Genomic DNA, 24,729 nt, shown 5'->3' with positions numbered 1-24,729 from the left:
ACATGGCCGGACGCTACGGCCGCCCGCGTTCGTTTCTCCGAATGAGAACCCTCGCTGGTCAGGTCTTTCTCCTGCAGGTGGCGATCGTGGTGTTGCTCGTCGCTGCGTCCGTGACCGCGCTCGTGCTGCAGTCCCGGGCCGGCAGCGTACGCGAAGCCCGCAATCGCTCGGTCGCCGTGGCCGAGACCTTCGCGAACGCCCCCGGCATGGAAGCGGCCCTCCGGAGCCCGGACCCCACCGCGGTACTCCAGCCGAAGGCCGAGGCCGCGCGGAAGGGTTCCGGGGTTGACTTCGTCGTCGTCATGAACCTGGACGCCGTGCGCTACACCCATCCCCTGCCCGACCGGATCGGGAAGAAGTTCGTCGGCGAGGTGGGCCCCGCACTCGAAGGGCGGGTCGTCACCGAGAGGATCGACGGAACCATCGGCCCTCTCGTCCAGGCCGTGGTGCCGGTGTTCGGCGCCGACCACCAGGTCGTGGGCCTGGTGTCCGCAGGAATCACCATCAGCAGTGTCAGCGGGGTCGTCGAGGACCAGTTCCCGCTCCTGTTCGGTTCGGCCGCTGGAATCCTGTTGCTCACCATGGGCGGCACCGCACTCGTCACCCGGCGGCTCAGGCGCCAGACCCACGGTCTCGGCCCGACCGGGATGACCCGGATGTACGAGCACCACGACGCCGTTCTGCACTCCGTACGGGAAGGAGTGGTCATCGTCGGCGGCGACAGGACGCTCCTGCTGGCCAACGACGAGGCGCGACGGCTCCTCGACCTGCCCCCGGACGTGGAGGGCAGGCCCGTGGCCGAGCTCGGCCTCGACCCGGTGATCACCGGGCTGCTGGTCTCGGGACGCAGCGCGACCGACGAGGTGCACTCCGTCGGTACGCGACTGCTCGCGGTCAGCCAACGGGCCACCGACCGGAACGGTGGGCCGCCCGGCAGTGTGACGACCCTGCGCGACACCACGGAGCTGCAGGCCCTCACGGGCAAGGCCGCCATCGCGCGCGGCAGGCTCAAGCTCCTCTACGACGCGGGAACGGAGATCGGCACCGCTCTGGACGTCATCCAGACGTGCGAGGAGCTGGCCGACTTCGCCACGGCCCGGTTCGCCGACTACGCCACCGTGGACCTGGCCGTGGGCGTGCTGCGCGGCGAGGAACCCACGCTCGCCCGCGCCACCACCGACGGCCTCCGCCGCTCGGCCTTCAGCGGCGCCCGGGACGACACGGGGCTCCACCCGCTGGGCTCGGTGCTCCGTTTCCTGCCGGACACGGACATCGGTGCCGGACTGCTCCGGAGCGAGGCCCTCCTCTACACCGACCTGACCCGGCTCTCCGGCTGGCAACCGGACCCGGCGCGTGCCGAGCGCATCGTGGAGTGCGGATTGCACTCGCTGATCGCCGTCCCGATGCGGGCCAGGGGGGTGATTCTCGGCGTGACCATGTTCTGGAGGGCCCAGAAGCCGGAGCCCTTCGAGGACGAGGACCTGTCCGTCGCGGAGGAACTCGTCGCCCGCGCCGCGGTCAGCATCGACAACGCGCGCCGGTACTCGCGCGAGCACAACGTGGCGGTCACCCTGCAGCGCAGCCTGCTGCCGCAGGGACTCCCCGACCAGAGCGCCATCGACGCCGCCTACCGGTACCTCCCCGCGCAGGCCGGGCTCGGCGGGCTGGGCGGTGTCGGCGGCGACTGGTTCGACATCATCCCGCTGCCCGGTGCCCGCGTCGCCCTCGTGGTCGGTGACGTGGTGGGGCACGGGCTGCACGCCGCCGCCACCATGGGCCGCCTGCGCACGGCCGTCCACAACTTCTCCACCCTGGACCTGCCGCCGGACGAGCTGCTGTGGCACCTGGACGAGCTGGTGGCCCGTATCGACCTGGACGAGTCGTCCGAGGGCTCCGAGGGAGGAGGTGTCACAGGAGCCACCTGCCTCTACGCCATCTACGACCCCGCGTCCGGGCGCTGCACCATGGCGCGGGCCGGGCACCTCCAGCCGGTGATCGTCGGCCCCGACGGCGAAGCCGTCTTCGCGGATGTGCCCGGCGGCCCGCCCCTGGGGCTCGGCGGCATGCCCTTCGAGACCCTCGACGTACAGCTTCCGCAGGACAGCCGGCTGGTGCTCTACACGGACGGGCTCGTCGAGGACCGGCAACGCGACATCGACGAGGGCCTGGAAATGCTGCGTGAGACCCTGTCCGGGCACCCTGACCGGACCCCGGAGGAGACCTGTGAGGCAGTCCTCCGCGCCCTGGTCCCCGCCAGGGCCCGCGACGACATCGCGCTGCTCGTCGGCCGCGCCCGCCGCCTCGCCGCCGAGGACGTGGCCGAGTGGGACGTGCCCTCCGACCCCTCGGCGGTCGCCCGGGTCCGCTCCGACGTGTCCCGCAAGCTGGCCGAGTGGAGCCTGGACGAGGAGGCGTTCACGACCGAACTGATCCTGAGCGAACTGGTCACCAACTCCATCCGCTACGCCACCGGCCCCATCCGCGTACGGCTGATCCGTGACCGGACGCTCATCTGCGAGGTGTCCGACCGCAGCAGCATCTCGCCCCACCTGCGGCAGGCGGCCGGCATGGACGAGGGGGGCAGGGGACTGTTCCTCGTCGCCCAGCTGGCCGAACGGTGGGGGACCCGCTACACCGACGACGGGGGCAAGGTCATCTGGACGGAACAACTGCTGCAGCAGGAGTGAACGGCACGGGGCGACGGAGCACCGCGGTCAGCGGCGGCAGTCCAGGTAGAGGTGCGGCTCGGGCACGGCCCCGGGACAGTCCGGCGTGAACACGGCGTCGTCCTCGCTCACCACGGTGAGTCCGGCACCGGTCGCGAGCGCCCTGAACCCCTCCGGGCCGAAACTGGTCACGCGCACCTCCTGACCCATGAAGACGGTGCTCACGCCCTCCACGTCCAGCGGTACGGTCGCCAGGACCAGGCGGCCGCCCGGCCTGAGCGCCCCCGCCAGACGGTGGACGAGGGTGCGCTGCTCGTCGCGAGACATCTGCAGGAGCGAGAAGTAGACGCAGACCGCGTCGAAGCTCTCCTCCTCCAGGGGCACCTCACGGATGTCGGCGCACCGGAAGGACGCCCCTGCGACACGGCGGGACGCCAGCTCCACCATGACGGGCGAGACATCGATGCCCAGGACGTCGTGCCCCGCGGCCGCCAGGGTGTGGGCGGTCGGCCGGCCCGTTCCGCTGCCCACGTCCAGAACCCTGCTGCCCGGTGCGAGCTGCCCCAGCAGCCGGTCCAGCGAGGCGTGGTGCGCGGCCGAACCGGCGAAGGCCGTCTCGTAGCCGGCCCCGATGGCGTCGAACGCCTCTGCTGCCGCGTGCTGGTGGCCGTCGGCCATGAGTACGTCCCCTTCCGGACCGCTGTTACGGGATACGGGCGACCGCGACGTAGACGCCGCTCAGCTCCGGCCGGGGGGCCGGTGTGCCGCGGAACCACTCGGGAGCCGTCACGAGCCCGGGCTCGACGATGTCCAGGCCGTCGAAGAACCGGGCGAACTCGGCGCGTGTGCGCAGCGCCAGCCGGATGCCGCCCTTGCCGTACTCGGCCGCGCCCCGTTCCCCGCGCTCGGGGTTCACGTCCGAGGCGCCCTGGGACAGCACCACGTAACTGCCGGACGGAAGGGTGGCCGCCAGCGTACGCACGATGGCCCGGGGGTCCAGGTCGTCGGGGAGGAAGTGGAGGAGGCCCAGGAGCGACAGGGCGATGGGCCGGTCGAAGTCCAGGACCTTGCGGGCCGCCTCGATGATCGTGGCGGGCTCGAGCACATCCGCGTGCACGTAGTCCGTGGCACCCTCCGGACGGCTGATGAGGAGGGCCTCCGCGTGCCGCAGGACGATGGGGTCGTTGTCGCAGTAGACGACCCGCGACCGCGGATTGATCTCCTGGGCCGTCTGGTGCAGGTTCGGCTCGGTCGGGATGCCCGTGCCGATGTCGAGGAACTGACCGATGCCCTCGCCGGCGAGCCAGGCCGTCGCGCGGTTCATGAAGGCACGGTTCTGGAACGCCCCGGCCTTCGCCTCGGCCGGCAGTTGCTGGGCCACGGCCTGGTCCACCGGGTAGTTGTCCTTGCCGCCGAGCAGCGAGTCGTAGACGCGTGCCGAGTGGGGCCTGCTGGTGTCTATCGGGGGCAGAGGTGTCCCAGTCGTCATGACGAGCTCCGTTGCAGGTGAGGTGAACCGGTCCGCCTGCGAAGTCTGCCACAGCAACTCGTGCCCGGACGGCAGTCGTTGACCTCGTCGTCTCGTGCCGGTGCGGCGCCCCCGGGGGAGGTCTCCCGGGGGCGCCGCGCGGGCGGGGCCGTGTCAGGGGGCCTCGACCAGGTCGTGCTTGGGCACGGTCACCGTGCGGGCGCCGGGCTTCCCGCCCAGGACCACCTTGCGCAGGGCGCTGTTGTTGCCGAGGTTCGTCTCCTCGAGCCGCTTCTCCGGGTTGGCCAGCACCTGGATGTAGTACGTGCCGTTGGCGAGACCGGTGATGTCGAAGGACTGGCCCGGAAGGTCCTGGGTGTACGTGTCACCGGAGCCCACGTCGAGCACCTCCCGTACGGAGATGGAGTTCTCCTGGCCGCAGGCCGTGGACAGGTCCGTGTTGCCCGGGTGCCAGTTCGCGTTCTTCACCGTGTAGTCGACGGCGTCGGTGTTGGCCAGGCAGAAGGCCTCCTTGCCGCTGCGTACCGTCTCCTTCTTGTCGGCCTTCAGGAGCCGGTAGCTCGCGAAGTCGGTGAAGTGCCAGTGCTCATGACCTGGACGCGGATCCCACTCCATGGTGCCGGTCGGGGTGTAACCGACCTGCTTGCCCGAGGCGTCGTAGAAGTACTGGTAGGCGTCCATCAGTTCGTTGCCCGGCTTGCGGAATCCGTCCACCACCAGCTGCGCGGGGCCCGCGTTCCACACGTTGGCGCTGAAGGCCAGGTAGTCCTTGCCCGGCGTGCCGGTGTCACCCTCGCCGATGGTGATGCCGTAGGCGGGAAGGGATCGCAGGTCGGGCTTGGGTACGTCCGGCACCGAGGCCGTACCCGTAGGACGCCGGTCGGCGGGCCGCGCCGCGGGTGCCTGCCGGGAGCCGTCCGTGCGTCCCGGCCCGTCGCCCCGGGCAGACCGGAAACCTTCGCGCGCGTCGGCCCAGGGCACGGCGGCGGGCGCCGGCGGGTGGGGCCCGTGACCGACGTTGTACGAGGGGCCCGCACCGGTGGTCGCGGAGGACGGAGCGGGGGTGCGTGCCGCGGTGTGGCCCGCGTGACCGGCCTCGTGGGCCGCGTGCCCGGACGCGGAGCGGGTGCCCGGTGCGGGGGCCGAACTCTCGTCCTCCCAACTGCGTTCTCGCACGGTCACGTTGACGGTCTGCGGCTTGTCGGCGATCTTGAAAAGGTCGCGGTACCGCTTGGTGACCGTCACCTCGGCGGTGTACTTCCCGGCCGGGAGCGCGACCGGCGCCGAGTAGTAGCCGGCGTAGGTGTTGGACGCCCAGCCGTTCTCGACGCCCCACACGGAGCCGAGCGTGAAGGGGTTCGTCGGGCAGCTCTCGGGATACTTCGACGTGGCCGGGGCGTCGGGCAGGATCCTGCCCGACGCGTTGTTCGGGCAGAACGGCTCCGTACGGCTCACCACCGCCTTGCCCGCACCGTCCCGGACCGTGATGTGGACGAAGTCCGGCAGCCCGGAGAAATCCTTCACCAGGTCCTGGGGGAGGGCCCTGGTGCGGGTCTTGTTCCCCTTGCGGATGATCTGGGTGGCGACGACCGGGTCCTTGTAGCTCTTCCGCGTCACCCGCAGTTCCAACGGGGCCCCGGAGGCCGTGAGATACGTCCCGAGGTCCAGATAGACGCCCGGGTCCTCCTTCCACGAGTCGAGCGTCACGGACTTCGACGCGGCGACCAGGCCGAGCCACGGTACGGGAGCCTTCTGCCCGGCGTCGGGCGCGGCGGCGACGACGCCGGCGATCACGGTGATCGCGGCGGCTGCCGCGACCGCGGGCCGCCGGAGTCTGGTGCGGGGGGTGCTGGTGCTCATCGTTCTCCGATGTCCGAGTGCCCCTGGGGCGGTGGAGTCGCTTTGCCCGTGAGAGACGACAACCACGACCGGAGGTTGCCCGAAGAGACATCAGGCGTGAATTGTTGGCCGAAATCAGGCATTGATGTGTGCAATTGGACATTTGCGGGCTGTTGTCGATGCGGTGCCGGGGCGCCTGTGCTAGACGTCCCGACATCTCTGTGACCGCTGTCGGGCGCGAAACGGGCGCGGTCCCGGGCGAATCAGGCGTTGCCCGGCCGCCCGGGCGCCCGTCCGGTCCGGCCACCAGCGCCGGTCCCCGTGGCGAAACGGGCATGATCGGGCACAGGCCGTGGCGCGAAGGAACTGGCCGAACAGACGTTTCAGCTTGTACAAACAATGCGTGGGCCCGAACGGACGCCGGGAACCACATCGACTCCACTAGCGCAGGGAAGGTGTCGTGGGCACCGAGGAACGCCGACGAGGGATACTCGAGACGGCCCGACAGGACGGGGCGGTCGACGTGAACCGGCTGGCCGAACGGTTCCAGGTGGCCAAGGAGACCATCAGGCGCGATCTGCACACCCTCGAGGAGCACGGGCTCGTACGTCGCACGCACGGTGGTGCGTACCCGGTCGAGAGCGCCGGGTTCGAAACCACACTGGCGATGCGCACCACGCACCACGTGCCCCAGAAGTCACGGATCGCGACGGCCGCCGCCGACCTGCTCGGCGACGCCGAGACGGTCTTCGTCGACGAGGGGTTCACCCCGCAGCTCATCGCCGAGGCCCTTCCCCGAGACCGGCCGCTGACCGTGGTCACCGCGTCCCTGGCCGTCGCGACGGTCCTCGCGGACGCCGAGAAGACCGCGGTGCTCCTGCTCGGCGGGCGCCTGCGCGGCAGCACCATGGCGACCGTCGACCACTGGGCCACCCGCATGCTCGCCGACTTCGTCATCGACCTGGCGTACGTCGGTGCGAACGGCATCTCCCGCCAGTACGGCCTGACCACCCCCGACCCGGCGGTCGGCGAGGTCAAGGCGCAGGCCATGCGCAGTGCCCGCCGCCGTGTCTTCGCCGGTGTCCACTCGAAGTTCGGAGCGGTGAGCTTCTGCCGTTTCGCGGGTGTGGACGACTTCGAGGCGATCGTCACCGACACCGGTCTGTCGTCGGCGGAGGCCCAGCGCTACTCCCTGCTCGGCCCGAACGTCATCAGAGTCTGACACCACCCGACGGCGGCCCCGGAGCCACCGACCCCACCCCACCCCGCTCACCTCCCCGCTCCCGTCGGAGGCCGGAGGGCAGCCCCGCCATGCCCGGAGCCGACAGGAGAACCAGGGCACGGGCGGACATCGATCCACGAGCCGCTACGACCGATCAGGAGAATTTATGCCCCACCAGCAACGACGCCGTGGGACCCGCGTGCGTGCGGTCGCGGGCACGGCAGTGATGACCTTCCTCGCCGCCGGATGTGCCGGAGCGGGCGGAACCGCGTTCGGAGGGGGCGACGCACTGAACGTACTCATGGTGAACAACCCGCAGATGGTCGAACTGCAGAAGCTCACCGCCGAGCACTTCACCGAGGAGACCGGCATCAAGGTGCACTTCACCGTGCTTCCGGAGAACGACGTCCGCGACAAGATCAGCCAGGACTTCTCCAACCAGGCCGGACAGTACGACGTCGGCACCATCAGCAACTTCGAGGTGCCCTTCTTCGCGAAGAACGACTGGCTGCACCCGCTCGACACCTACGCGGCCGAGGACACCGATTTCGACCAGGACGACATCCTCGAACCGCTGCGGGAGTCGCTCACCGCCGAGGGCAAGCTCTACGCCCAGCCCTTCTACGGGGAGTCGTCCTTCCTCATGTACCGCAAGGACGTCTTCGACGCGAAGGGCCTGTCGATGCCCGCGCACCCCACCTGGAAGGAGGTGGCCGGCCTCGCCGCCGAGGCGGACGGCGCCGAGCCGGGTATGAAGGGCATCTGCCTGCGCGGACTCCCGGGCTGGGGCGAGCTCATGGCCCCGCTCACCACCGTCGTCAACACCATGGGCGGCACCTGGTTCACCGAGGACTGGAAACCCCAGCTCACCTCACCCGAGTTCAAGAAGGCCACGGAGTTCTACGTCGACCTCGTACGCAAGCACGGGGAGCGCGGCGCCTCCCAGGCCGGGTACGCCGAGTGCCTCAACAACATGACGCAGGGCAAGACCGCCATGTGGTACGACGCCACGGCCGGCGCCGGTTCCCTGGAGGCGGACGGCTCACCGGTCAAGGGGAAGATCGGCTACGTGCCCGCCCCGGTCGAGGAGACCAAGAGCTCGGGCTGGCTCTACACCTGGGCGTGGGGCATCCAGAAGGCATCCAAGAAGTCCGACGACGCGTGGAAGTTCGTCTCCTGGGCCTCCAGCAAGGAGTACGAGTCGCTTGTCGGGGAGACCAGCGGATGGTCCAACGCACCGGCCGGCAAACGGGCCTCCACCTACGACAACCCCGAATACCTCGAGGCGGCGGGCGCCTTCGCCGACGTCACCGAACAGGCCATCTCCGGCGCCGACCCGAAGAACCCGGGCACCCAGCCGCGCCCCGTGCCCGGCATCCAGTTCGTCGGCATTCCCGAGTTCACCGATCTCGGCACCAGGGTCGCGCAGGAGATCAGCGCGGCCATCGCCGGCCGCCAGTCCGTCGACAAGGCGCTGGCCACCTCCCAGAAGCTGGCCGAGCAGGTCGCCAAGGAGTACCGATGACCACAGCAGTCGGCACCACACCCCAGTCACCGCCCGGGACGGCCGTCCCGCCGCGGCCGAAGAAGACAGGCCCACGGGCCTGGGCCACCAGGGCCCCGCTCCTGCCCGCCCTGGTCTTCCTGATCGTCGTCACCCAGCTGCCGTTCGTGGCGACCCTGGTGATCTCCCTCTTCGACTGGAACTCGCTCAACCCCGACAAGCGCGCCTTCAACGGGCTCGACAACTACGCGTCCGTCTTCACCGACGCCGCCCTCCGTGACTCGGTCCTCACCACGATCCTGCTGACCGCGAGTGTCGTCATCGCCACCGTCGTCATCGGACTGGCCCTCGCGCTGCTCCTGGACCGAAAGTTCTTCGGCCGCGGCATGGTCCGCACCCTGCTCATCACCCCGTTCCTGATCGTTCCCGTATCCGCCGCCCTGCTGTGGAAGCACGCGCTCTACAACCCGGAGTACGGCCTTTTCAACGGAGCGCTGAGCTGGGTCGGTGAGCTGTTCGGCGACACGTCCCCGAGCCAGCCGGACTGGATCGCGGAGATGCCGCTCCTCGCGGTCGTCGCCGCCCTGGTCTGGCAGTGGACGCCGTTCATGATGCTGATCCTGCTCGCGGGCCTCCAGAGCCGGCCCGCCGAGGTCGTCGAGGCCGCGCGCCTCGACGGCGCGAGTGCCTGGCAGACCTTCCGTTACCTGACCCTGCCGCACCTGCGCCGGTACCTCGAACTCGGGGTGCTGCTCGGCGCCGTGTACATCGTGCAGAACTTCGACGCGGTGTTCACGATCACCGCCGGCGGACTCGGCACCGCCAACCTTCCGTACACGATCTACCAGACCTTCTACCAGGCTCATGAATACGGACTGGCGTCCGCCGCGGGAGTCGTCGTGGTGATCGGCACGATCATCATCGCCACCTTCGCGCTCCGGACCGTCTCGTCCCTCTTCAGCGAGGAGGCGAACCGCGCATGACCACCACAAACGCCCCGGCGCAGGCCCCGTCCGCGCCGCGCGTCCCGCGCAGGGCCGGCCGGCGCTCCGCCGCGCTCGGCCTGCTGGCCTGGGCCGCGGGACTCGCCTTCTGCCTGCCCGCGCTCTGGATGCTGCTGACTTCGCTGCACGCGGAGTCGGACGCCGCGACGAACCCGCCCTCCCTCTTCGCACCGCTCACCCTGGACGGCTACCGGGCCTTCTTCGGCGCCGACACCGGGGTCACCCCGTGGCCGCCCCTGCTCAACTCCCTCGGCGCCTCCTTCTTCTCCACGGTCCTGGTGCTCCTGCTGGCACTCCCGGCGGCGTACGCCCTCTCCATCCGGCGCGTCCGCAAGTGGACGGACGTCATGTTCTTCTTCCTCTCCACGAAGATGCTGCCCGTCGTCGCCGGACTCCTCCCCGTCTACCTGTTCGCCAAGAACGCCGGGATGCTGGACAACATCTGGCTCCTCGTCCTGCTCTACACCTCGATGAACCTGCCGATCGCCGTCTGGATGATGCAGTCCTTCCTCGCGGACGTGCCGGTGTCCGTCATCGAGGCCGCCCAGGTGGACGGCGCGAGGCTGCCGACCGTCCTGGCCAGGGTCGTCGCGCCGATGGCCGCGCCCGGAATCGCCGCCACCGCCCTGATCTGCTTCATCTTCAGCTGGAACGAACTGCTCTTCGCACGGGTGCTCACCGGCGTCGTCGCCCAGACCGCACCCGTCTTCCTCACCGGATTCGTCACCAGCCAGGGCCTCTTCCTCGCCCAGCTGTGCGCCGCGTCCGTAGTCGTGTCCCTGCCGGTGCTCGCCGCCGGCTACGCCGCCCAGGACAAACTCGTCCAGGGCCTGTCTCTCGGAGCAGTGAAATAATGCAGGCAGCGATCGTCGAAGCCCCCGGCAAGGTCTCCGTCACCACCGTCCCCGACCCCACCCCCGGCCCTCGCGACGTCGTCGTGTCCGTAGCCTCCTGTGGGCTCTGCGGAACCGATCTGCACATCCTGCAGGGCGAGTTCGCGCCCACACTGCCCCTCGTCCCCGGCCACGAGTTCGCCGGGGAGATCGTCGGCGTCGGACGCGACGTCACGGAGCTGGCCATCGGCGACCGGGTCGCCGTCGACCCCTCCCTGCACTGCCACGAGTGCCGCTACTGCCGCAGCGGACGCGGCAACCTCTGCGAACGCTGGGCGGCGATCGGGGTCACGGTCTCCGGCGGCGCCGCCGAGTACGCCGTGGCCCCCGTCGCCAACTGCGTCCGGCTGCCCGAGCACATCGACGTGAAGGACGCCGCCCTGATCGAGCCGCTGTCCTGCGCGGTCCGGGGCTACGACGTACTGAGCAGCACCCTCGGCGCCGAGGTGCTGATCTACGGTTCCGGGACCATGGGCCTGATGATGCTCGAGCTCGCCAAGCGCACCGGGGCGGCCGGTGTGGACGTCCTGGACGTCAACCCCGAGCGCCTCGCCACCGCGAGCCTCCTCGGCTGCTCCCGCTCGGCGGCCGCAGCCGACGAGCTGGACCGCCCCGGCGGCTGGGACGTCGTCATCGACGCCACGGGCAACGCGGCAGCCATCCAGGACGGCCTGGGACGCGTAGCCAAGGGAGGGACCTTCCTCCAGTTCGGCGTCGCCGACTACGCGACGACGGCGGTGATCGAGCCGTACCGCATCTACAACCAGGAGATCACCATCACCGGCTCCATGGCCGTCCTGCACAGCTACGAACGTGCCGCCGCGCTCTTCGCCACCGGAGTCCTCGACCCGGCGGTCTTCATCAGCGACCGGCTTCCGCTCGCGCAGTACCCGCAGGCCATCGACCGCTTCAAGGCCGGTATCGGCCGCAAGATCGTGGTCGAGCCGTGACGGGCGGGCCCGACGCCGTCCTCGTGCTCGGCGAGGCACTCGTCGACCTCGTCCCCGTGGCCGGGGACGGCGGCGTGCGGACCGCCCAGTTCGGCGGGGCCCCGGCCAACGTCGCCGTCGGGCTGGCGAGGCTCGGTACCCCCGTCTCGTACGCCGGTGGCCTCGGCGGCGACGGATTCGCCCGCATGATCGAGGAACGGCTGGGGGCCGCCGGGGTCGACCTCGCACTCTGCGGACGCTCGGACCTGCCCACCGCGCTGGCCGTCGCCGAGCCGGACGCGGGCGGGACGGGTTACCACTTCCACCTCCAGGACACCGCGACGTTCCGGCTGCCGGACCTGTCCGCGCGGGCCGCCGGGTTCGGAGCGGTGTACGTGGGCGGCCTCGCGGCCGTCGTCGAGCCGGCGGCGGCTGCCGTACGGGCGACCGCCCTCGCGGCGGCCGAGCACTCCCTCCTCGTCGTGGACCCCAACGTCCGCCAGGACCGCACCCTCGGTGCGGACCACGGCTCGGCGGCGCTGCGCGAGCTGTGCGGCCTCGCGCACGTCGTCAAGGCCAGCGACGAGGACCTGGAGCGGCTCTGGCCGGGAGCGGATCCGGAGGAGACCTGCCGGAAGCTGGCGGCCGGGGGCCGGCTGGTCGTTCTCACAAGGGGCGCGAGGGGCAGTACGGCGTACACGGCGACGGAACCGCCCGTGTCCGTCGCGGCCCCGCCGGTCGAGGTGGTCAACACGATCGGCGCGGGTGACGCGTTCGCGGCGGGTCTGCTGAGCCGGATGGGGGCCCTCGGCTCCTTCACGGCGGCACCGGATCCGCAGGAGCTACGGGACATGCTGTCCTTCGCCTCCCGAGTCGCGGCCTCGGTCTGCGCGCGGGCGGGCACGGAGCCCTCGTTGCCCTGAAGGCGTACCGGCTCCGGCTGTCCGCCCGGCGCCTCGGCAGCCGGGCCGGACGCCGCCCGCCGGGTGCCGCCCGTCCGCCCTTCCACACCGGTCGCAACCGGGCGCGACCGTCCGCCATCCGGAACGCGCCCGGTGTGGACTGCGCCTCCGGCGGGCAGGTGAGGCATCCTCTGCTGGACGGGCAGAGCGGGCCCGCGGCGGTGGGTGGACCCCACCGCCGCGGTCTGTGACGGAGAAGGATTCGGAACCAGATGGCAGACAACTCGGACCTGTTGACATTCGTGCGGGCACGCCTCGCCGAGGAGGAGGACATCGCCCGGGAGGCGGGCGGCGACGGCTGGCGGACGCCTGCCGAGGCACCCGGCGAGGTGCACGACCGTACGAGCGGTATCGCGTTCGTCGTACGGTCGCGCGCCTACGACCGGCACATCGTCTTCCAGGACCCGGCGCGCACACTGCGCCGCATCGAGACCACACGGGTTCTCCTGGACGAGTACGAGGAGATCGCGGTCCTGGACACCGACCGCCCGGCCCAGGACTTCATCTCGGGCCGCGCCGTCGGGCTGGGGTTCGTCGTGCGCCAGACGGCGGCGGAGCACGCCGGACATCCGGACTACCGGGTGAAGTGGCTGCCCAGGTTCTCCCACTGGGGCCCGCCCACACCTCCGGACTGAGGGCCGGCCGGTGGATCCCTTCCAGGCGCGCCCCGCGGTGCGCCCGCCGCCGGTTCGCCTCGCGGGGTGAGCGGCCATCCGGAATGCTGGGGTCCAGGCGCAGTCCGCTCGCATGCCGGTGGGACGGAGCGCCGCCGGGGGCGACCGTGAGGAGACGCGTATGACGGGCACGGCAGGTCCTCTGGAGGGCCGAGTCGCCGTCGTGACCGGCGCCGCACGGGGCCTCGGCGCGGCCATCGCCAGGGAACTCGCGGACCGGGGCGCCACCGTCGCACTGATCGGCCGGGAGGAGTCGACACTGGCCGAGGTCAGGGACACCCTCCCCGGCCCGGCACGGTGCTGGGAGGCCGACGTCACCGACGACGCCCGCATGGCGGAGGTGGCGGACGAGGTCCGGGAACAGCTCGGGCGTGCCTCGGTCGTGGTCGCCAACGCGGGGCTCGCCGAGGGCGGTCCCTTCGCCGAGTCCGACCCGGCGACCTGGAGACGCGTGATCGAGGTGAACCTGGTCGGCAGCGCGATCACCGCACGTGCCTTCCTGCCCCACCTGCGTACGACCCGGGGCTACTACCTCCAGATCGCCTCGCTGGCCTCCATCGGTGCCGCGCCCATGATGAGCGCCTACTGCGCCTCCAAGGCCGGTGTGGAGTCGTTCGGGCACGCGCTGCGCGCCGAGTTCGCCCACGAGCACGTCGGGGTGGGCATCGGCTACCTGAACTGGACCGACACCGACATGATCCGCGACGCCGACCAGCACCCCGTACTGCGCGAACTCCGGGCGCACATGCCGAGGCCCGCGCGCAAGGTCTACCCGCCGGAGACCGTGGCGCGTCACATGGTGCGGGCGGTCGAACGGCGCAGTGCCTCCGTGTACGTGCCCGCGTGGCTCCGCGCCACGCAGCTGGTGCGTGCCGCCATGCCCCCGGTCGTCACCGCGCTCTCGAAGCACGAGCTGCCCAAGCTGGAGCGGAAGGCCGCGTTCGAGCCCACGGGGCTCCTCGGAGCCGGCGGACGGGCCGATGCCGAGGGCAGGCTCGGGGCTGACGGCTGAATCCGTTCCGTCCGCCGGTGGACCCGGGCCGTACTGAGTACGGGAAGCCGCGCGTCTGAGTACGTGCCCCGATCCGGGAACGCGCGGCCACAGGTCGAATGGGAACCATGGTCCCCGAAGCGCCGACGCGCCCCCGCATCCAGACCCTCACCAGCGCCGGCACGGCGCTGGCCGTGGCCCTGCTCCCGCTCGCCGTCGGCGTCCTCATGGCCAGGACCATGGCGATGGACCCGATGGCCCCTGTGAACGCGCTGGTCACCGGCGGAGGTCAGCGCGTCCGTCTCGCCCCTTCGCGGTGGGTGCTGAAGGCTCGAACGAACGAGCTGCTTTCCCGGCGGTAATGAAACGTTTGTCCAGGTAAGCGCTGTCGCTTCTGTTACACGGATCCGCGCCCTCCGGGCAGGGGCGCCAGGGGAGTGGGGCCAGGGTGAACGAGATGTGGTGACCATGTGAACGGCCCCTCGGAAGGGTCGGTGCAACGATCAACGGTTGACAGGTCTACGACCGTCGGCATGTGTGCCGGATGCAGTCGTGTGTGACAGAAATGTCCGTACTTCGTCACACGAATCAGGGCGTCTTCCGGCCACCGGAAAAGCGGGACAAAGTTTGCGTTCCCGGCACGACGCCGGGATCGGAAAACGCCCGGCACTCCATTCCGGGCCTGCATGATGAGGGGTTTCCATGTCCCGTTCCGCACGACGGATCACCGCCACCGTTCTTGCCTCGGGCGCGCTGCTCGCCGCAGCGGCTCTGCCGGCATCGGCCGATGGCCGGGACCACGGTCACAACCGGCCGTCGCAGCGCTCGTCGGTCGTCCTGGGCAAGATCCAGTACGACAGCCCCGGCCGCGACAACGGTTCCAACCGCAGCCTGAACGCCGAGTGGGTGACCGTCACCAACACGGGCCGCCACGCCGTGAACCTCCGCGGCTGGACGCTCTCGGACGAGAGCCGTCGGACCTACACGTTCGACCTGCGGCTGCCCGCCCGCTCCTCCGTCCGCGTCCACACCGGTGTCGGCCGTGACACCCGGCACGACGTGTACCAGGACCGTCGCCAGTACGTCTGGGACAGCCGGGACACCGCGACGCTCCGTGACAACCGCGGGCACAAGGTGGACTCCAAGTCCTGGGGCCGTTACCGCGACGGCGGTCACCGCGACGGTGGCTACCGCGATGGCGGTCACCGCGACGGTGGCTACCGCGATGGCGGTCACCGCGACGGGGGTCACCGCGGCAACCGCTGAACAGCACGGTAGGGGGGATCGGCGTTCTCCCTGACTGAAACGGCGTACCACGGCTCACCCCCGTGGTACGCCGTATTCGTGCAGCCCACGGCCGCCGTAGGGCGGGGTCTGTGCATCAGGAGGCGGTGGGTGATGTCAGGATGGACCCATGACCATCAAGGCGTATTTCGACATCACCATCGACGAGAAGCCCGCTGGGCGGATCGTGTTCAACCTCTTCGACGACGTCGCACCCAAGACCGCGGAGAACTTCCGCGCGCTGGCCACCGGTGAGCACGGCTACGGCTACGCCGGTTCGCCGTTCCACCGTGTCATCCCGGACTTCATGCTCCAGGGCGGTGACTTCACCCGGGGCAACGGCACCGGCGGCAAGAGCATCTACGGCGAGAAGTTCGCCGACGAGAACTTCACCCTGAAGCACAACAAGCCGGGTCTGCTCTCGATGGCCAACGCGGGCCCGAACAGCAACGGTTCGCAGTTCTTCATCACCACCGTCCTCACCCCGTGGCTGGACGGCAAGCACGTCGTGTTCGGCGAGGTCGCCGACGAGACGAGCATGGAGCTCGTCCGCAAGATCGAGACGTACGGCTCCTCGAACGGCAGCACGAAGGCGAAGATCGCCGTCTCCGAGTCCGGCGTTCTCTGAGGCACGCGACGGGGCTTCCGGCCGGTTTCCGCCGGCCGGGAGCCCCGCGTCGCCCCGGCTCGATCGTGCCCCTGCGTTCCCGGCTGGCATGATCAGGGCATGGACGAGCGCATCATCGCCGCGTGTGACGGGGCATCGAAGGGCAATCCGGGACCTGCCGCCTGGGCATGGGTTCTGGCCGACGGCCAGGAGAACCCCCAGCGGTGGGAGGCGGGCCCGCTGGGCACCGCCACCAACAACGTCGCCGAGCTCACAGCCCTGCTGGAACTGCTGAGGTCGACCGATCCCGCCGTGCCCCTCGAGGTGCGCATGGACTCGCAGTACGCGATGAACGCGGTGACCAAGTGGCTGCCGGGGTGGAAGCGCAACGGCTGGAAGACGTCGGCGGGCAAGCCGGTCGCCAACCGGGAACTGGTGGTCGGCATCGATGAACTGCTGAGCAGCCGCAGCGTGACCTTCCGCTACGTGCCGGCGCACCAGGTGGGCGGCGATCCGCTCAACGCTCTGGCCGATCAGGCCGCGAGTGAGGCGGCGGTCTCGCAGCAGGCGGCGGGTACGGCGCACGGCACGGCTGACATGCCGGTTCCTGTCCCGGCCCGTTCGACGAAGAGCCGGACGGCGGGGGCGGCCGAGGGCGGGGCGACGAGCGGCTCCACGGGGCGGGCGCGTTCGAGCGGGACGATCCGGGCGAAGTTCGCGGGCCGGTGCCACTGCGGAAAGCCCTACGCGGCCAAGGACATGATCGCCAAGAATCCGAACGGCTGGGGCCACCCGGAGTGCCGGGCGGCACTCGCCTGAGCCGTGCCGGGGCGGGCGGTGGTGGCTCAGATGTCTGCCCAGACGAGCCGCCCGGACACGCTGGAGCGTGTGCCCCACCGCGTCGCCAGGGCGTCCACGAGCATCAGCCCCCGGCCGTCCTCGGCCACCGACGAGAGACTGAAGCCGTCGTTGCCCTCCGGCCCGTCCATGGCCACCGGTCCGGGGCCGTCCGTGCCCCGTGGCCCGCCGACGGGCGCACCGGACTGCTGCGGGGAGCGCTGCCCGGGCAGCCCGGGCAGCCCGGACGCGTGCCGCCGGCCGCGGTTCCACACGCAGACGCGCACCCGGCCCGGGGTCCGCAGGACGCGGCACCGTATGCGCCGGCCCGCGGTGTGCTCCACCGCGTTCGTGACCAGTTCGGTCATGACCAGGGCCGCCGTCTCGACGCGTTCGTCGGGTTCTCCCCAGCTCCGCATGGCTTCCTGCACCCGGTGCCTCGCCATGGGGACACTCCGGGGAGCGCGGGGAATCCACCAGCTCTGTGCGCTCCGCCGACCCGAGTCCTCCGGGGCCGGACGCGCGCTCGCGACTATTTCGGACATGTATGTACTCTCCGTGCAAAGTGCATACTTTGCAAGAGGCAGAATGTCGGAATCATCCGTTGTGGGGTCTGCTGGCTCCGGAAACCGCACCGCACAGGAGCGCGCGAGAAAGGTACGTGGATGAGGCCCCGGTCCGGCCCCACCGTCGAACACCGAGTCCTGGCGGCGCGCCTGCGACTGCTGCGGGAGCGCGCGGGCGTCAGCCTGCAGGCGGCGGCCGTGGCACTGGGTGCCCACCCCGCCACCGTCCGCCGTATCGAGCGGGCCGAGACCGGGCTCGACGCCCGTCAGGTGCGCGTACTCCTGGAGCGCTACGCGGTGTCCGCCGCCGACGTCGAGCCGATCATGGCGGGTCTCGCCGCCGCGAATCTGCCCGGCTGGTGGCACCGGTGGCGGGACACGATGGAGCCGTGGCAGCAGGAGGTCATCGGTATCGAGTCCTCCGCCGCGCTCGTCAGGACCTGGCACCCCGCACTGATTCCCGAGCTGCTTCGCACCCCTGCCTACGAGGCGGCCCTGTGCCGGACCCTGACCGCCGATCCCGCGCCGAGGCTCGCCAGCCGTCTCGAACTGCTGGCGGAACGGCAGCGCCGGCTGGCGGAGCGCGGGGCCGTGCTGTGGGCACTGTTCCCGGCCGCCGCCCTCCACACGAGCGTCGGCGGCGCCGCGGTGATGGCCGAACAGCGGGCCGCGCTGGAGGAGTCCGCGCAGCGGCAGCACCTCACGGTGCAGGTGGTGCCCCTCGACTTCCCGCCGCACCCCATGACCGGTGTCCCGCCACTGCACCTGCTTCGCGTCCCGGCCCCGGAGATCGGCGACCGCGTGGTCCTGGAGACCCCCGGCACCGGAGTGGACATCATCGATGAGCCGGCCGCGGTCATGGACTACCGCATCAGGCTGGACAGCGCGTGCACGGCGGCCCCGCCCCCAGGGCAACCCCTGCCGGAGGGCGGCCGGGGCGCCGGAAACCTTTGAAGGCCGGTGCCTCGTTGTGGTTTCGAACGCCCGATGACGGTCACGCGCAGAGTACGAAGGCCCAGAACCGAAGCCGAGCCCGGCGGAGACCGACGGACCGCCCTGCGAGAAGGAGTGAGAGACATGGACAACTGGCGCATGCACGCGGCGTGCCGCGAAGAGGACCCCGACCTGTTCTTCCCCATCGGCAGCAGCGGCCCCGCGCTCGTACAGGCCGAGGAGGCCAAGACCGTGTGCGGCACCTGCCCCGTGCGGGAACCGTGCCTCGAATGGGCCCTGGAGAACGGGCAGGACTCGGGTGTCTGGGGAGGCCTGGACGAGAACGAGCGCCGTGCTCTGAAGCGCCGTCGCGCCCGGCAGCACGCCCGGAGCCACGGGTGACACCTCCTGGACCAGGCCGCTCCGCGGGGAGACGATGAGTCATGGACACCTCGGTCTGGCTCATCATCGGCGCGCTGGTACTCCTGCTCCTGGCAGGTGCCGCCGCCGTCCTCCTGGTGCGCGTGATCCGGGCCAGAAAGCTGCTGGCCGACGCGGGCATCCCGTTGCACAACAAGGCGCTCGTGTGGGCGGCGGTCATCTACACCGTGTCGCCCGTCGACCTGCTGCCGGACCCCGTCTATCTCGACGACATCGGCTTCCTGCTGCTCGCGCTGCGCTCACTGCACGCAGCGGCGCACGCGGCCGGCCTCGGGCGTGGGACGGCGGCGACGCAGGCGAAAACGGGCGGCAACCTTTCGGCTTCCGGGAGCAACTGAGGGGGCGTAAGCCATCCCCGGCCAGAAGGTGCCTCCCGTGGAGCCTCTGCTTCCCCACCCCCGTTCCCGCCGCAGACGCCGCATCACCCGTCCCCGCGCGCTGATCGGCGCCCTGACGGCGGGGCTGCTCGCCGCCGGCGGGCTCGTGGCCCTCGGACCGGCCTCGCAGGCCGCGACCGCCCGGCAGGCCGAGGCGCTCGACCGCGGTGTCGTGAGCGTGCACACCGACAGCGGGAACCTCGTCAGCTGGCGCTGGCTCGGTACCGACCCCGACAACGTGTCGTTCAACGTCTACCGGGCCGGTACCAAGGTCAACGCGTCGCCGGTGAGCGCCTCGACGAACTACTTCCACTCCGGCGCGCCCGCCACCGCCGACTACACGGTGCGAGCTGTCGTCGGCGGTGTCGAGCAGGGTGACTCCGTGCACGCGATCCAGTTCCGGGCCGGCTACAAGGACGTGCCGATCAGCCCGCCCGCAGGCGGCACGACACCGGACGGGGTCGCCTACACCTATGAGGCCAACGACGCGTCCGTCGGCGACCTCGACGGCGACGGTGCCCTCGACTTCGTGCTGAAGTGGCAGCCCACCAACGCCAAGGACAACTCCCAGTCCGGCTACACGGGCAACACGATCATCGACGGGGTCCGGCTCGACGGCACCCGGCTCTGGCGGATCGACCTCGGACGCAACATTCGTTCCGGTGCGCACTACACGCAGTTCCAGGTGTACGACTACGACGGCGACGGCCAGGCCGAGGTGGCGATGAAGACCGCCGACGGCAGCGTCGACGGCGCCGGCAAGGTGATAGGCAGTTCCTCTGCCGACTACCGCAACTCCTCGGGCTACATCCTGTCGGGACCCGAGTTCCTGACGATGTTCAACGGGAGGACCGGCGCGGCGATGGGCACCGTCGACTACGTGCCCGCGCGCGGCACGGTGTCCTCGTGGGGCGACTCCTACGGCAACCGGGTCGACCGCTTCCTCGCCGGCACCGCTTATCTGGACGGTGCCAGGCCGTCCCTGATCATGGCGCGCGGCTACTACACACGCAGTGTCATCGCCGCCTGGGACTGGCGGGGTGGCGCCTTCACCCGGCGCTGGACCTTCGACACCAACAGCTCGACCAACTCCGGCAAGGGGTACGACGGTCAGGGCAACCACCAGCTGTCCGTCGCGGATGCCGACGGTGACGGCAAGGACGAGATCATCTACGGCGCCATGGCCGTGGACGACAACGGCAGCGGACTGTGGACGACGAAGAACGGTCACGGCGACGCCATGCACGTCGGGGATCTCGATCCGTCCAGGGCGGGCCTCGAGGAGTTCAAGGTCGACGAGGACAGCTCGAAGCCGTCCTCGTGGATGGCGGACGCCAAGACCGGTCAGGTCCTCTGGTCCACGCCGGCGAGCGGTGACAACGGGCGCGGCGTGTCGGGCGACATCTGGTCCGGCAGCGCCGGTGCCGAGTCCTGGTCCTCCGCCGTCTCCGGAGTACGCGGCCCGAAGGGCGACGTGGTCACCAGTCGCAAGCCCTCCAGCTCCAACTTCCTGTCCTGGTGGGACGGCGACACGACCCGGGAGCTCCTCGACGGCACCCACATCGACAAGTACGGCACCTCGGCCGACACCCGCCTGCTGACCGGGGCCTCGGTCCACTCCAACAACGGCACCAAGGCCACGCCCGCGATCTCCGGCGACCTCTTCGGCGACTGGCGCGAGGAAGTCGTCTGGCCGACCACCAACAACACGGCCCTGCGGATCTACTCCACGCCGCACGAGACCGGTACGAAGATCACCACACTGCTCCACGACACCATGTACCGGACAGCACTGGCCTGGCAGAACACCGCGTACAACCAGCCGCCGCATCCCAGCTTCGCCATCGGCAGCGGGATGGCGACCGCGCCCCGGCCGGCCATCACCACGCCGTAGCGCACCGACGGGCCGTGCTCCCCGCTCAGAGGGGCGCGGCCCGCCGTCGCGCCACCGGGTGTGCCCGCCGGGGGAGGGACCCGATTCCGTGAGCCGGTCGGGAAGTCGCCGCTATGTGCCCGTCACGGGATCGCGGCCGGTGAGGCAGTAGATGCCGCCCGCCGGGTCCCGCATCACCGTCCATCCGTCCCCCTCGCGTACGAACCCGGCGCCGAAGCCTTCGTGCAGGGCCCGGCCGGCAACGAGGTCCGAGCACGCGATGTCCGGATGCGCCGAGGCGGGGCGCGGCTCGTCCAGACGCTGGAGGAGCAGGTGGACGGGCATATCCCGGGACGGACGGAGCGTGCGGAACTCGGGGTACGCACCGGGGCGGGCGTCCCAGCCCGTCAGCGCCGCCCAGAAACCGACCTCGGCCTCGAACACCGCCGGTGACACGTCCAGGCAGAGCTGGTCCAGTCGGCTCGTGGTGCCGCCCGGGTGGGTGAGGACCGGCGGCCGGGTGCGCCGACCTCGCCGGGGCACCACGCAGAAGGGCTGGCCGCCGGGGGAGCGGAGTACCGTCAGCCCGGTCCGCCGGGCAGTCACCGCGGCACCCAGCTCCGTCGCCCGCGCGGTGAAGGAGGGCGCGTCCTCCACCGCCAGGTCCGGATGGGCGCCGCCGCGCCCGCCGACGGCCTGTACCGCGAGGCAGGCGTCGGCCCCGTCGGGGAGGAGCGTCGTGAACTCCGCCTGTTCGCCCCACGGCGCGGAGGCGCGCGTGCCGGTGACCGCGCTCCAGAACGCGGTGGCGGGGCCGGCCACCGCCTCGGGGCGGTCGATGAAGGCGTACGTCCAGTGGATCACGGTGCTCCTCCGCTGCGGCTCGGGTGCGTCGCCAGGCAGCCGTCATGGTGTCAGGACAACCGGCCCTGCATTGCGGCTCCAGGCGGCGCGCGTCGTGCTCGGGCCCCGGGCCGGTGTACCCGTTCACGACTCGTTCACCGGCCGGATCCGTTCGCGGCATTCCCTCGCGGGCCGTGGGGATCTACGCTCGGCCGCACCGCTCAACGCTGTCCGCACCGTGGTCGGCGCGGGGTTGACAACGTTGTCCATACCTGTCGGAGGTATCCGAGAACATGCCCTCCAGACCGTCCGCGGCCCGGCGCCTCGCCGTGCGCTCCGCCGCGATCGTCCTCACCGGCGCGCTCGCAGGCGCCGTCGTGCCGCCGGCCGCCCAGGCCGAGGCGCTCGTCACGCGTCCCACCGCCCATGTGGATCCCATGATCGGCACAGCGAACGGCGGCAACACCTATCCCGGAGCGGTCCGCCCGTACGGCATGATCGCCTGGTCGCCGACGAGCACCACGGGCGACCAGACGAGTACCGGGGCGGCCAACGGCTACGAGTACGGGGTCACCCGCATGCGCGGGCTGAGCCTCACCCACGTCAACGGAGCCGGGTGCAACCCGGGCGCCGCGGGTGATGTGCCGGTCATGCCGTTCGTCGGCGACGTCACCTCCTCGCCGTCCGCCGATACCAAGGACGCCGTCTACGCGTCCGGCTTCTCCCATGACAACGAGCGCGCCGTGCCGGGCCGTTACACCGTCGGACTGGACTCCGGAGCCACTGCCGACCTCGCGGTGAGTGAGCGCGCGGGCGTGGCCGACTTCAGCTTCCCGGCGGGCAGGCCCGCCAACCTGCTCTTCCGGGTGTCCAACTCCCTCAACGGCAGCGAGGATGCCGAGGTCGAGATCGACACCGCGCGCCGAAAGGTGACCGGTTCCGTGCTCACCGGGGCGTTCTGCGGCCGGCGTGCCAACGGCGGGACCAACAACCGCAAGAGCTACTACCGGCTCTACTTCAGCGCGTCCTTCGACCGGGCCTTCTCCTCGACCGGCACCTGGAAGGACGGCACCCTCTCTCCGGGCGCTACCAGCGCGAGCGGCGGCGAGGGATACGCCACCGGAGCCGACCGCGCGGGACGGGGTTCCGGTGGCTGGGTCGGCTTCGACACCGCGGCCGACGACGACGTCCGTATGCGGATCGGTATCTCCTACGTCAGCCAGGCCGGCGCCGAGGCCAACCTCCGCGAGGAGATCGCCCCGAGGGCGAGCGTCGGCGACGTCGCCCGGGCGGGGTCCGCCGCCTGGGACCGGGAGCTCTCCTCCGTGCGCACCGGTGGGGGCAGCGACGCGCAGCGCACCTCCTTCTACACCGCGCTGTACCACGCACTGATGCAGCCGAACCTGATCAGCGACACCGACGGCCGCTACCCCGGCATGGACGGGAAGCCGCACCGCGTGACGCGCGGTCAGAAGGCCCAGTACAGCAACTTCTCCGGCTGGGACCAGTACCGCGCCCAGATCCAGCTCCTGGCCCTCCTCAAACCGAGGATCGCCGGGGACTTCGCCCAGTCGCTCTACAACTTCGCCCGGCAGAACGGCGGTGTCTGGGACCGCTGGGTGCACGTCAACGGTGCCACGCACGTGATGACCGGCGACCCCACGGCGGCCACCCTCGCCACGTTCTACGCCATGGGCGTACGCAACTTCGACTACGAGGGCGCCTACGAGTCCCTGGCGCGCCAGGCCACGGTGCCCCACCCCGACGGCCTCTCGGACGCCGGATGCCCCGGCCAGTGCACCGGCCAGCGGCCCAACCTTGCGCAGTACCTGGAGTCCCGCTACGCACCCCAGGACGTCTGCCACTGCTGGGGCGGCGCCGCCGAGACCCTGGAGGACGCGGTCGCCGACCACGCGCTGGGCCGATGGGCCCGTCTCCTCGGACGTGACGAGGAGGCCGACGCCTTCGAGGAGCGCGGCCTGTGGTGGCGCAACGTGTTCAACCCCCAGGCCGGTGACGGCGCCGGGACGACGGGGTACGTCCAGGCACGCAACCTCGACGGTTCGTGGGTGACCCCCTTCAGCCCCGGCAGTGACAAGGGCTTCGCCCAGGGCACCAGCGCCACGTACACCTGGATGGTCCCGCAGGACGTGCAGGGCCTGGCGGAGGCCATGGGCGGCCGCGACACCGCGGCGAAGCGGCTGGACGCCTTCTTCCACAAGGCGGACGGCTCCTGGTCGGTCAGGGGTGGCGACGCGCTGCGCTACGACCCCACCAACGAGCCCGGAATCCACGCCCCTTGGCTCTACAACGCGCTCGGGCAGCCGTGGAAGACCCAGGAGACCGTGCGCGAGATCGTCGACACGGTCTACGGGACCGGCCCGCGCGGTCTGCCCGGCAACGACGACCTCGGCACGATGTCGGCCTGGTACGTCTTCTCGGCCCTGGGTATCTATCCGCAGACGCCCGGCAGCGCCACGATGCTGCTCGGGGCGCCGCTCTTCCCGTCCGCGGTGCTGGACCGGCCGCAGGGCGGAGACATCCGCATCAGCGCCCCGCAGGCCGATGCGACACATCCGTACATCGACGGGGTGCGGGTCGACGGACGGGAGACGGACAGGTCCTGGGCGGACGCCCGGCTGGTCACCCGAGGGGGGTCGCTGACCTACCGGCTCGCCGACCGGCCGAACACCTCCTGGGCCACGGGACCTGCGGGTCTTCCGCAGTAGCGGACCAACTGGCCCATCAGCGGGACCCGGTGGACGGCGTGACGCCGTCTGCCGGGTCCCGCCTGC

At 70.9% G+C, this 24,729-nt stretch carries 23 protein-coding genes; 18 read left to right on the top strand and 5 right to left on the bottom strand.

Annotation, left to right across the window (positions count from 1 at the left end):
• The first annotated feature begins 2 nt into the window (after positions 1 to 2).
• Positions 3 to 2,687 (top strand): SpoIIE family protein phosphatase, encoded by a 2,685-nt coding sequence (locus tag JOC24_RS14990; RefSeq protein ID WP_205020748.1) that lies wholly within the window; start codon positions 3 to 5, stop codon positions 2,685 to 2,687.
• Between the two features lie 27 nt (positions 2,688 to 2,714).
• Here the strand turns inward: JOC24_RS14990 and JOC24_RS14985 are convergent, their stop codons facing one another.
• From JOC24_RS14985 to JOC24_RS14975, 3 genes are all read right to left on the bottom strand, one after another.
• Positions 2,715 to 3,344 (bottom strand): class I SAM-dependent methyltransferase, encoded by a 630-nt coding sequence (locus tag JOC24_RS14985; protein ID WP_205020747.1) that lies wholly within the window; start codon positions 3,342 to 3,344, stop codon positions 2,715 to 2,717.
• A 25-nt stretch (positions 3,345 to 3,369) separates the two neighbouring features.
• Positions 3,370 to 4,155 (bottom strand): SAM-dependent methyltransferase, encoded by a 786-nt coding sequence (locus JOC24_RS14980; RefSeq protein ID WP_205020746.1) that lies wholly within the window; start codon positions 4,153 to 4,155, stop codon positions 3,370 to 3,372.
• Positions 4,156 to 4,308: 153 nt separating this feature from the next.
• Positions 4,309 to 6,015: a lysyl oxidase family protein gene (locus JOC24_RS14975; protein WP_205020745.1), complete on the bottom strand. Its 1,707-nt coding sequence runs from the start codon at positions 6,013 to 6,015 to the stop codon at positions 4,309 to 4,311.
• A gap of 439 nt (positions 6,016 to 6,454) precedes the next feature.
• Between JOC24_RS14975 and JOC24_RS14970 the strand changes: the two genes are divergently transcribed.
• From JOC24_RS14970 to JOC24_RS14915, 12 genes are all read left to right on the top strand, one after another.
• Entirely contained in the window at positions 6,455 to 7,216 is a 762-nt protein-coding gene (locus JOC24_RS14970; RefSeq protein ID WP_205020744.1) for a DeoR/GlpR family DNA-binding transcription regulator, read from the top strand.
• A gap of 166 nt (positions 7,217 to 7,382) precedes the next feature.
• Entirely contained in the window at positions 7,383 to 8,741 is a 1,359-nt protein-coding gene (locus JOC24_RS14965) for an ABC transporter substrate-binding protein (RefSeq protein ID WP_205020743.1), read from the top strand.
• Positions 8,738 to 9,703 carry a carbohydrate ABC transporter permease gene (locus JOC24_RS14960; RefSeq protein WP_205020742.1) on the top strand — a complete coding sequence of 322 codons (966 nt, stop codon included), beginning with the start codon at positions 8,738 to 8,740 and terminating at the stop codon, positions 9,701 to 9,703. Before JOC24_RS14965 ends, JOC24_RS14960 begins: the two co-directional genes overlap by 4 nt.
• Complete coding sequence (locus JOC24_RS14955) at positions 9,700 to 10,578, top strand: carbohydrate ABC transporter permease (RefSeq protein WP_205020741.1); 879 nt, start codon at positions 9,700 to 9,702, stop codon at positions 10,576 to 10,578. Before JOC24_RS14960 ends, JOC24_RS14955 begins: the two co-directional genes overlap by 4 nt.
• Positions 10,578 to 11,567, top strand: coding sequence for a zinc-dependent alcohol dehydrogenase family protein (locus JOC24_RS14950; protein WP_205020740.1), 990 nt, complete (start codon positions 10,578 to 10,580; stop codon positions 11,565 to 11,567). Before JOC24_RS14955 ends, JOC24_RS14950 begins: the two co-directional genes overlap by 1 nt.
• The gene (locus JOC24_RS14945; protein WP_205020739.1) at positions 11,564 to 12,469 is read left to right on the top strand and encodes a PfkB family carbohydrate kinase; all 906 of its coding nucleotides are present in this window, start codon (positions 11,564 to 11,566) and stop codon (positions 12,467 to 12,469) included. Before JOC24_RS14950 ends, JOC24_RS14945 begins: the two co-directional genes overlap by 4 nt.
• 251 nt (positions 12,470 to 12,720) lie before the next feature.
• Complete coding sequence (locus JOC24_RS14940; RefSeq protein WP_205020738.1) at positions 12,721 to 13,143, top strand: DUF6221 family protein; 423 nt, start codon at positions 12,721 to 12,723, stop codon at positions 13,141 to 13,143.
• Between the two features lie 160 nt (positions 13,144 to 13,303).
• Positions 13,304 to 14,194, top strand: coding sequence for an SDR family oxidoreductase (locus tag JOC24_RS14935; RefSeq protein WP_205020737.1), 891 nt, complete (start codon positions 13,304 to 13,306; stop codon positions 14,192 to 14,194).
• Between the two features lie 107 nt (positions 14,195 to 14,301).
• Positions 14,302 to 14,535, top strand: coding sequence for a hypothetical protein (locus JOC24_RS14930; RefSeq protein ID WP_205020736.1), 234 nt, complete (start codon positions 14,302 to 14,304; stop codon positions 14,533 to 14,535).
• 340 nt (positions 14,536 to 14,875) lie between these two features.
• Positions 14,876 to 15,439 carry a lamin tail domain-containing protein gene (locus JOC24_RS14925; RefSeq protein ID WP_205020735.1) on the top strand — a complete coding sequence of 188 codons (564 nt, stop codon included), beginning with the start codon at positions 14,876 to 14,878 and terminating at the stop codon, positions 15,437 to 15,439.
• Positions 15,440 to 15,587: 148 nt separating this feature from the next.
• Positions 15,588 to 16,085: a peptidylprolyl isomerase gene (locus tag JOC24_RS14920; RefSeq protein WP_205020734.1), complete on the top strand. Its 498-nt coding sequence runs from the start codon at positions 15,588 to 15,590 to the stop codon at positions 16,083 to 16,085.
• Between the two features lie 99 nt (positions 16,086 to 16,184).
• On the top strand, positions 16,185 to 16,883 hold the full coding sequence (locus JOC24_RS14915) for a ribonuclease H family protein (protein ID WP_205020733.1): 699 nt from the start codon (positions 16,185 to 16,187) through the stop codon (positions 16,881 to 16,883).
• Positions 16,884 to 16,909: 26 nt separating this feature from the next.
• Here JOC24_RS14915 and JOC24_RS14910 read toward each other — a convergent pair whose 3' ends face one another.
• Positions 16,910 to 17,320, bottom strand: coding sequence for an ATP-binding protein (locus JOC24_RS14910; protein WP_239580502.1), 411 nt, complete (start codon positions 17,318 to 17,320; stop codon positions 16,910 to 16,912).
• A 246-nt stretch (positions 17,321 to 17,566) separates the two neighbouring features.
• On the opposite strand from JOC24_RS14910, the gene JOC24_RS14905 reads away from it, so the two are divergent.
• The 4 genes from JOC24_RS14905 (at position 17,567) to JOC24_RS14890 (ending at position 21,112) form a co-directional block, all read left to right on the top strand.
• Positions 17,567 to 18,421, top strand: a complete 855-nt coding sequence (locus JOC24_RS14905; RefSeq protein ID WP_205020731.1) for a helix-turn-helix domain-containing protein — start codon at positions 17,567 to 17,569, stop codon at positions 18,419 to 18,421.
• Between the two features lie 123 nt (positions 18,422 to 18,544).
• Entirely contained in the window at positions 18,545 to 18,802 is a 258-nt protein-coding gene (locus tag JOC24_RS14900) for a WhiB family transcriptional regulator (protein ID WP_205020730.1), read from the top strand.
• 41 nt (positions 18,803 to 18,843) lie between these two features.
• On the top strand, positions 18,844 to 19,179 hold the full coding sequence (locus tag JOC24_RS14895) for a YkvA family protein (RefSeq protein WP_205020729.1): 336 nt from the start codon (positions 18,844 to 18,846) through the stop codon (positions 19,177 to 19,179).
• A 37-nt stretch (positions 19,180 to 19,216) separates the two neighbouring features.
• Positions 19,217 to 21,112, top strand: a complete 1,896-nt coding sequence (locus JOC24_RS14890) for a rhamnogalacturonan lyase (RefSeq protein ID WP_205020728.1) — start codon at positions 19,217 to 19,219, stop codon at positions 21,110 to 21,112.
• Between the two features lie 111 nt (positions 21,113 to 21,223).
• Here JOC24_RS14890 and JOC24_RS14885 read toward each other — a convergent pair whose 3' ends face one another.
• Complete coding sequence (locus JOC24_RS14885; RefSeq protein ID WP_205020727.1) at positions 21,224 to 21,955, bottom strand: VOC family protein; 732 nt, start codon at positions 21,953 to 21,955, stop codon at positions 21,224 to 21,226.
• 272 nt (positions 21,956 to 22,227) lie between these two features.
• Here JOC24_RS14885 and JOC24_RS14880 point away from each other — a divergent pair, with 272 nt between their 5' ends.
• Complete coding sequence (locus JOC24_RS14880) at positions 22,228 to 24,663, top strand: GH92 family glycosyl hydrolase (protein ID WP_205020726.1); 2,436 nt, start codon at positions 22,228 to 22,230, stop codon at positions 24,661 to 24,663.
• The last annotated feature ends 66 nt before the right edge of the window (positions 24,664 to 24,729 follow it).

The organism is Streptomyces sp. HB132 (assembly GCF_016909575.1).
Lineage (GTDB): Bacteria > Actinomycetota > Actinomycetes > Streptomycetales > Streptomycetaceae > Streptomyces.
This window is presented reverse-complemented; position numbering and strand designations above follow the sequence as displayed.

Excerpts from the sequence above, each read along its gene's own strand:
- JOC24_RS14980 (WP_205020746.1), bottom strand. The coding sequence starts at position 4,155 with ATGACGACTGGGACACCTCTGCCCCCGATAGACACCAGCAGGCCCCAC.
- JOC24_RS14950 (WP_205020740.1), top strand. The coding sequence starts at position 10,578 with ATGCAGGCAGCGATCGTCGAAGCCCCCGGCAAGGTCTCCGTCACCACC.
- JOC24_RS14920 (WP_205020734.1), top strand. The coding sequence starts at position 15,588 with ATGACCATCAAGGCGTATTTCGACATCACCATCGACGAGAAGCCCGCT.
- JOC24_RS14925 (WP_205020735.1), top strand. The coding sequence starts at position 14,876 with ATGTCCCGTTCCGCACGACGGATCACCGCCACCGTTCTTGCCTCGGGC.
- JOC24_RS14935 (WP_205020737.1), top strand. The coding sequence starts at position 13,304 with ATGACGGGCACGGCAGGTCCTCTGGAGGGCCGAGTCGCCGTCGTGACC.
- JOC24_RS14965 (WP_205020743.1), top strand. The coding sequence starts at position 7,383 with ATGCCCCACCAGCAACGACGCCGTGGGACCCGCGTGCGTGCGGTCGCG.
- JOC24_RS14900 (WP_205020730.1), top strand. The coding sequence starts at position 18,545 with ATGGACAACTGGCGCATGCACGCGGCGTGCCGCGAAGAGGACCCCGAC.
- JOC24_RS14895 (WP_205020729.1), top strand. The coding sequence starts at position 18,844 with ATGGACACCTCGGTCTGGCTCATCATCGGCGCGCTGGTACTCCTGCTC.
- JOC24_RS14990 (WP_205020748.1), top strand. The coding sequence starts at position 3 with ATGGCCGGACGCTACGGCCGCCCGCGTTCGTTTCTCCGAATGAGAACC.
- JOC24_RS14960 (WP_205020742.1), top strand. The coding sequence starts at position 8,738 with ATGACCACAGCAGTCGGCACCACACCCCAGTCACCGCCCGGGACGGCC.
- JOC24_RS14975 (WP_205020745.1), bottom strand. The coding sequence starts at position 6,015 with ATGAGCACCAGCACCCCCCGCACCAGACTCCGGCGGCCCGCGGTCGCG.
- JOC24_RS14955 (WP_205020741.1), top strand. The coding sequence starts at position 9,700 with ATGACCACCACAAACGCCCCGGCGCAGGCCCCGTCCGCGCCGCGCGTC.
- JOC24_RS14930 (WP_205020736.1), top strand. The coding sequence starts at position 14,302 with ATGGTCCCCGAAGCGCCGACGCGCCCCCGCATCCAGACCCTCACCAGC.
- JOC24_RS14940 (WP_205020738.1), top strand. The coding sequence starts at position 12,721 with ATGGCAGACAACTCGGACCTGTTGACATTCGTGCGGGCACGCCTCGCC.
- JOC24_RS14905 (WP_205020731.1), top strand. The coding sequence starts at position 17,567 with ATGAGGCCCCGGTCCGGCCCCACCGTCGAACACCGAGTCCTGGCGGCG.
- JOC24_RS14910 (WP_239580502.1), bottom strand. The coding sequence starts at position 17,320 with ATGCGGAGCTGGGGAGAACCCGACGAACGCGTCGAGACGGCGGCCCTG.
- JOC24_RS14915 (WP_205020733.1), top strand. The coding sequence starts at position 16,185 with ATGGACGAGCGCATCATCGCCGCGTGTGACGGGGCATCGAAGGGCAAT.
- JOC24_RS14985 (WP_205020747.1), bottom strand. The coding sequence starts at position 3,344 with ATGGCCGACGGCCACCAGCACGCGGCAGCAGAGGCGTTCGACGCCATC.
- JOC24_RS14880 (WP_205020726.1), top strand. The coding sequence starts at position 22,228 with ATGCCCTCCAGACCGTCCGCGGCCCGGCGCCTCGCCGTGCGCTCCGCC.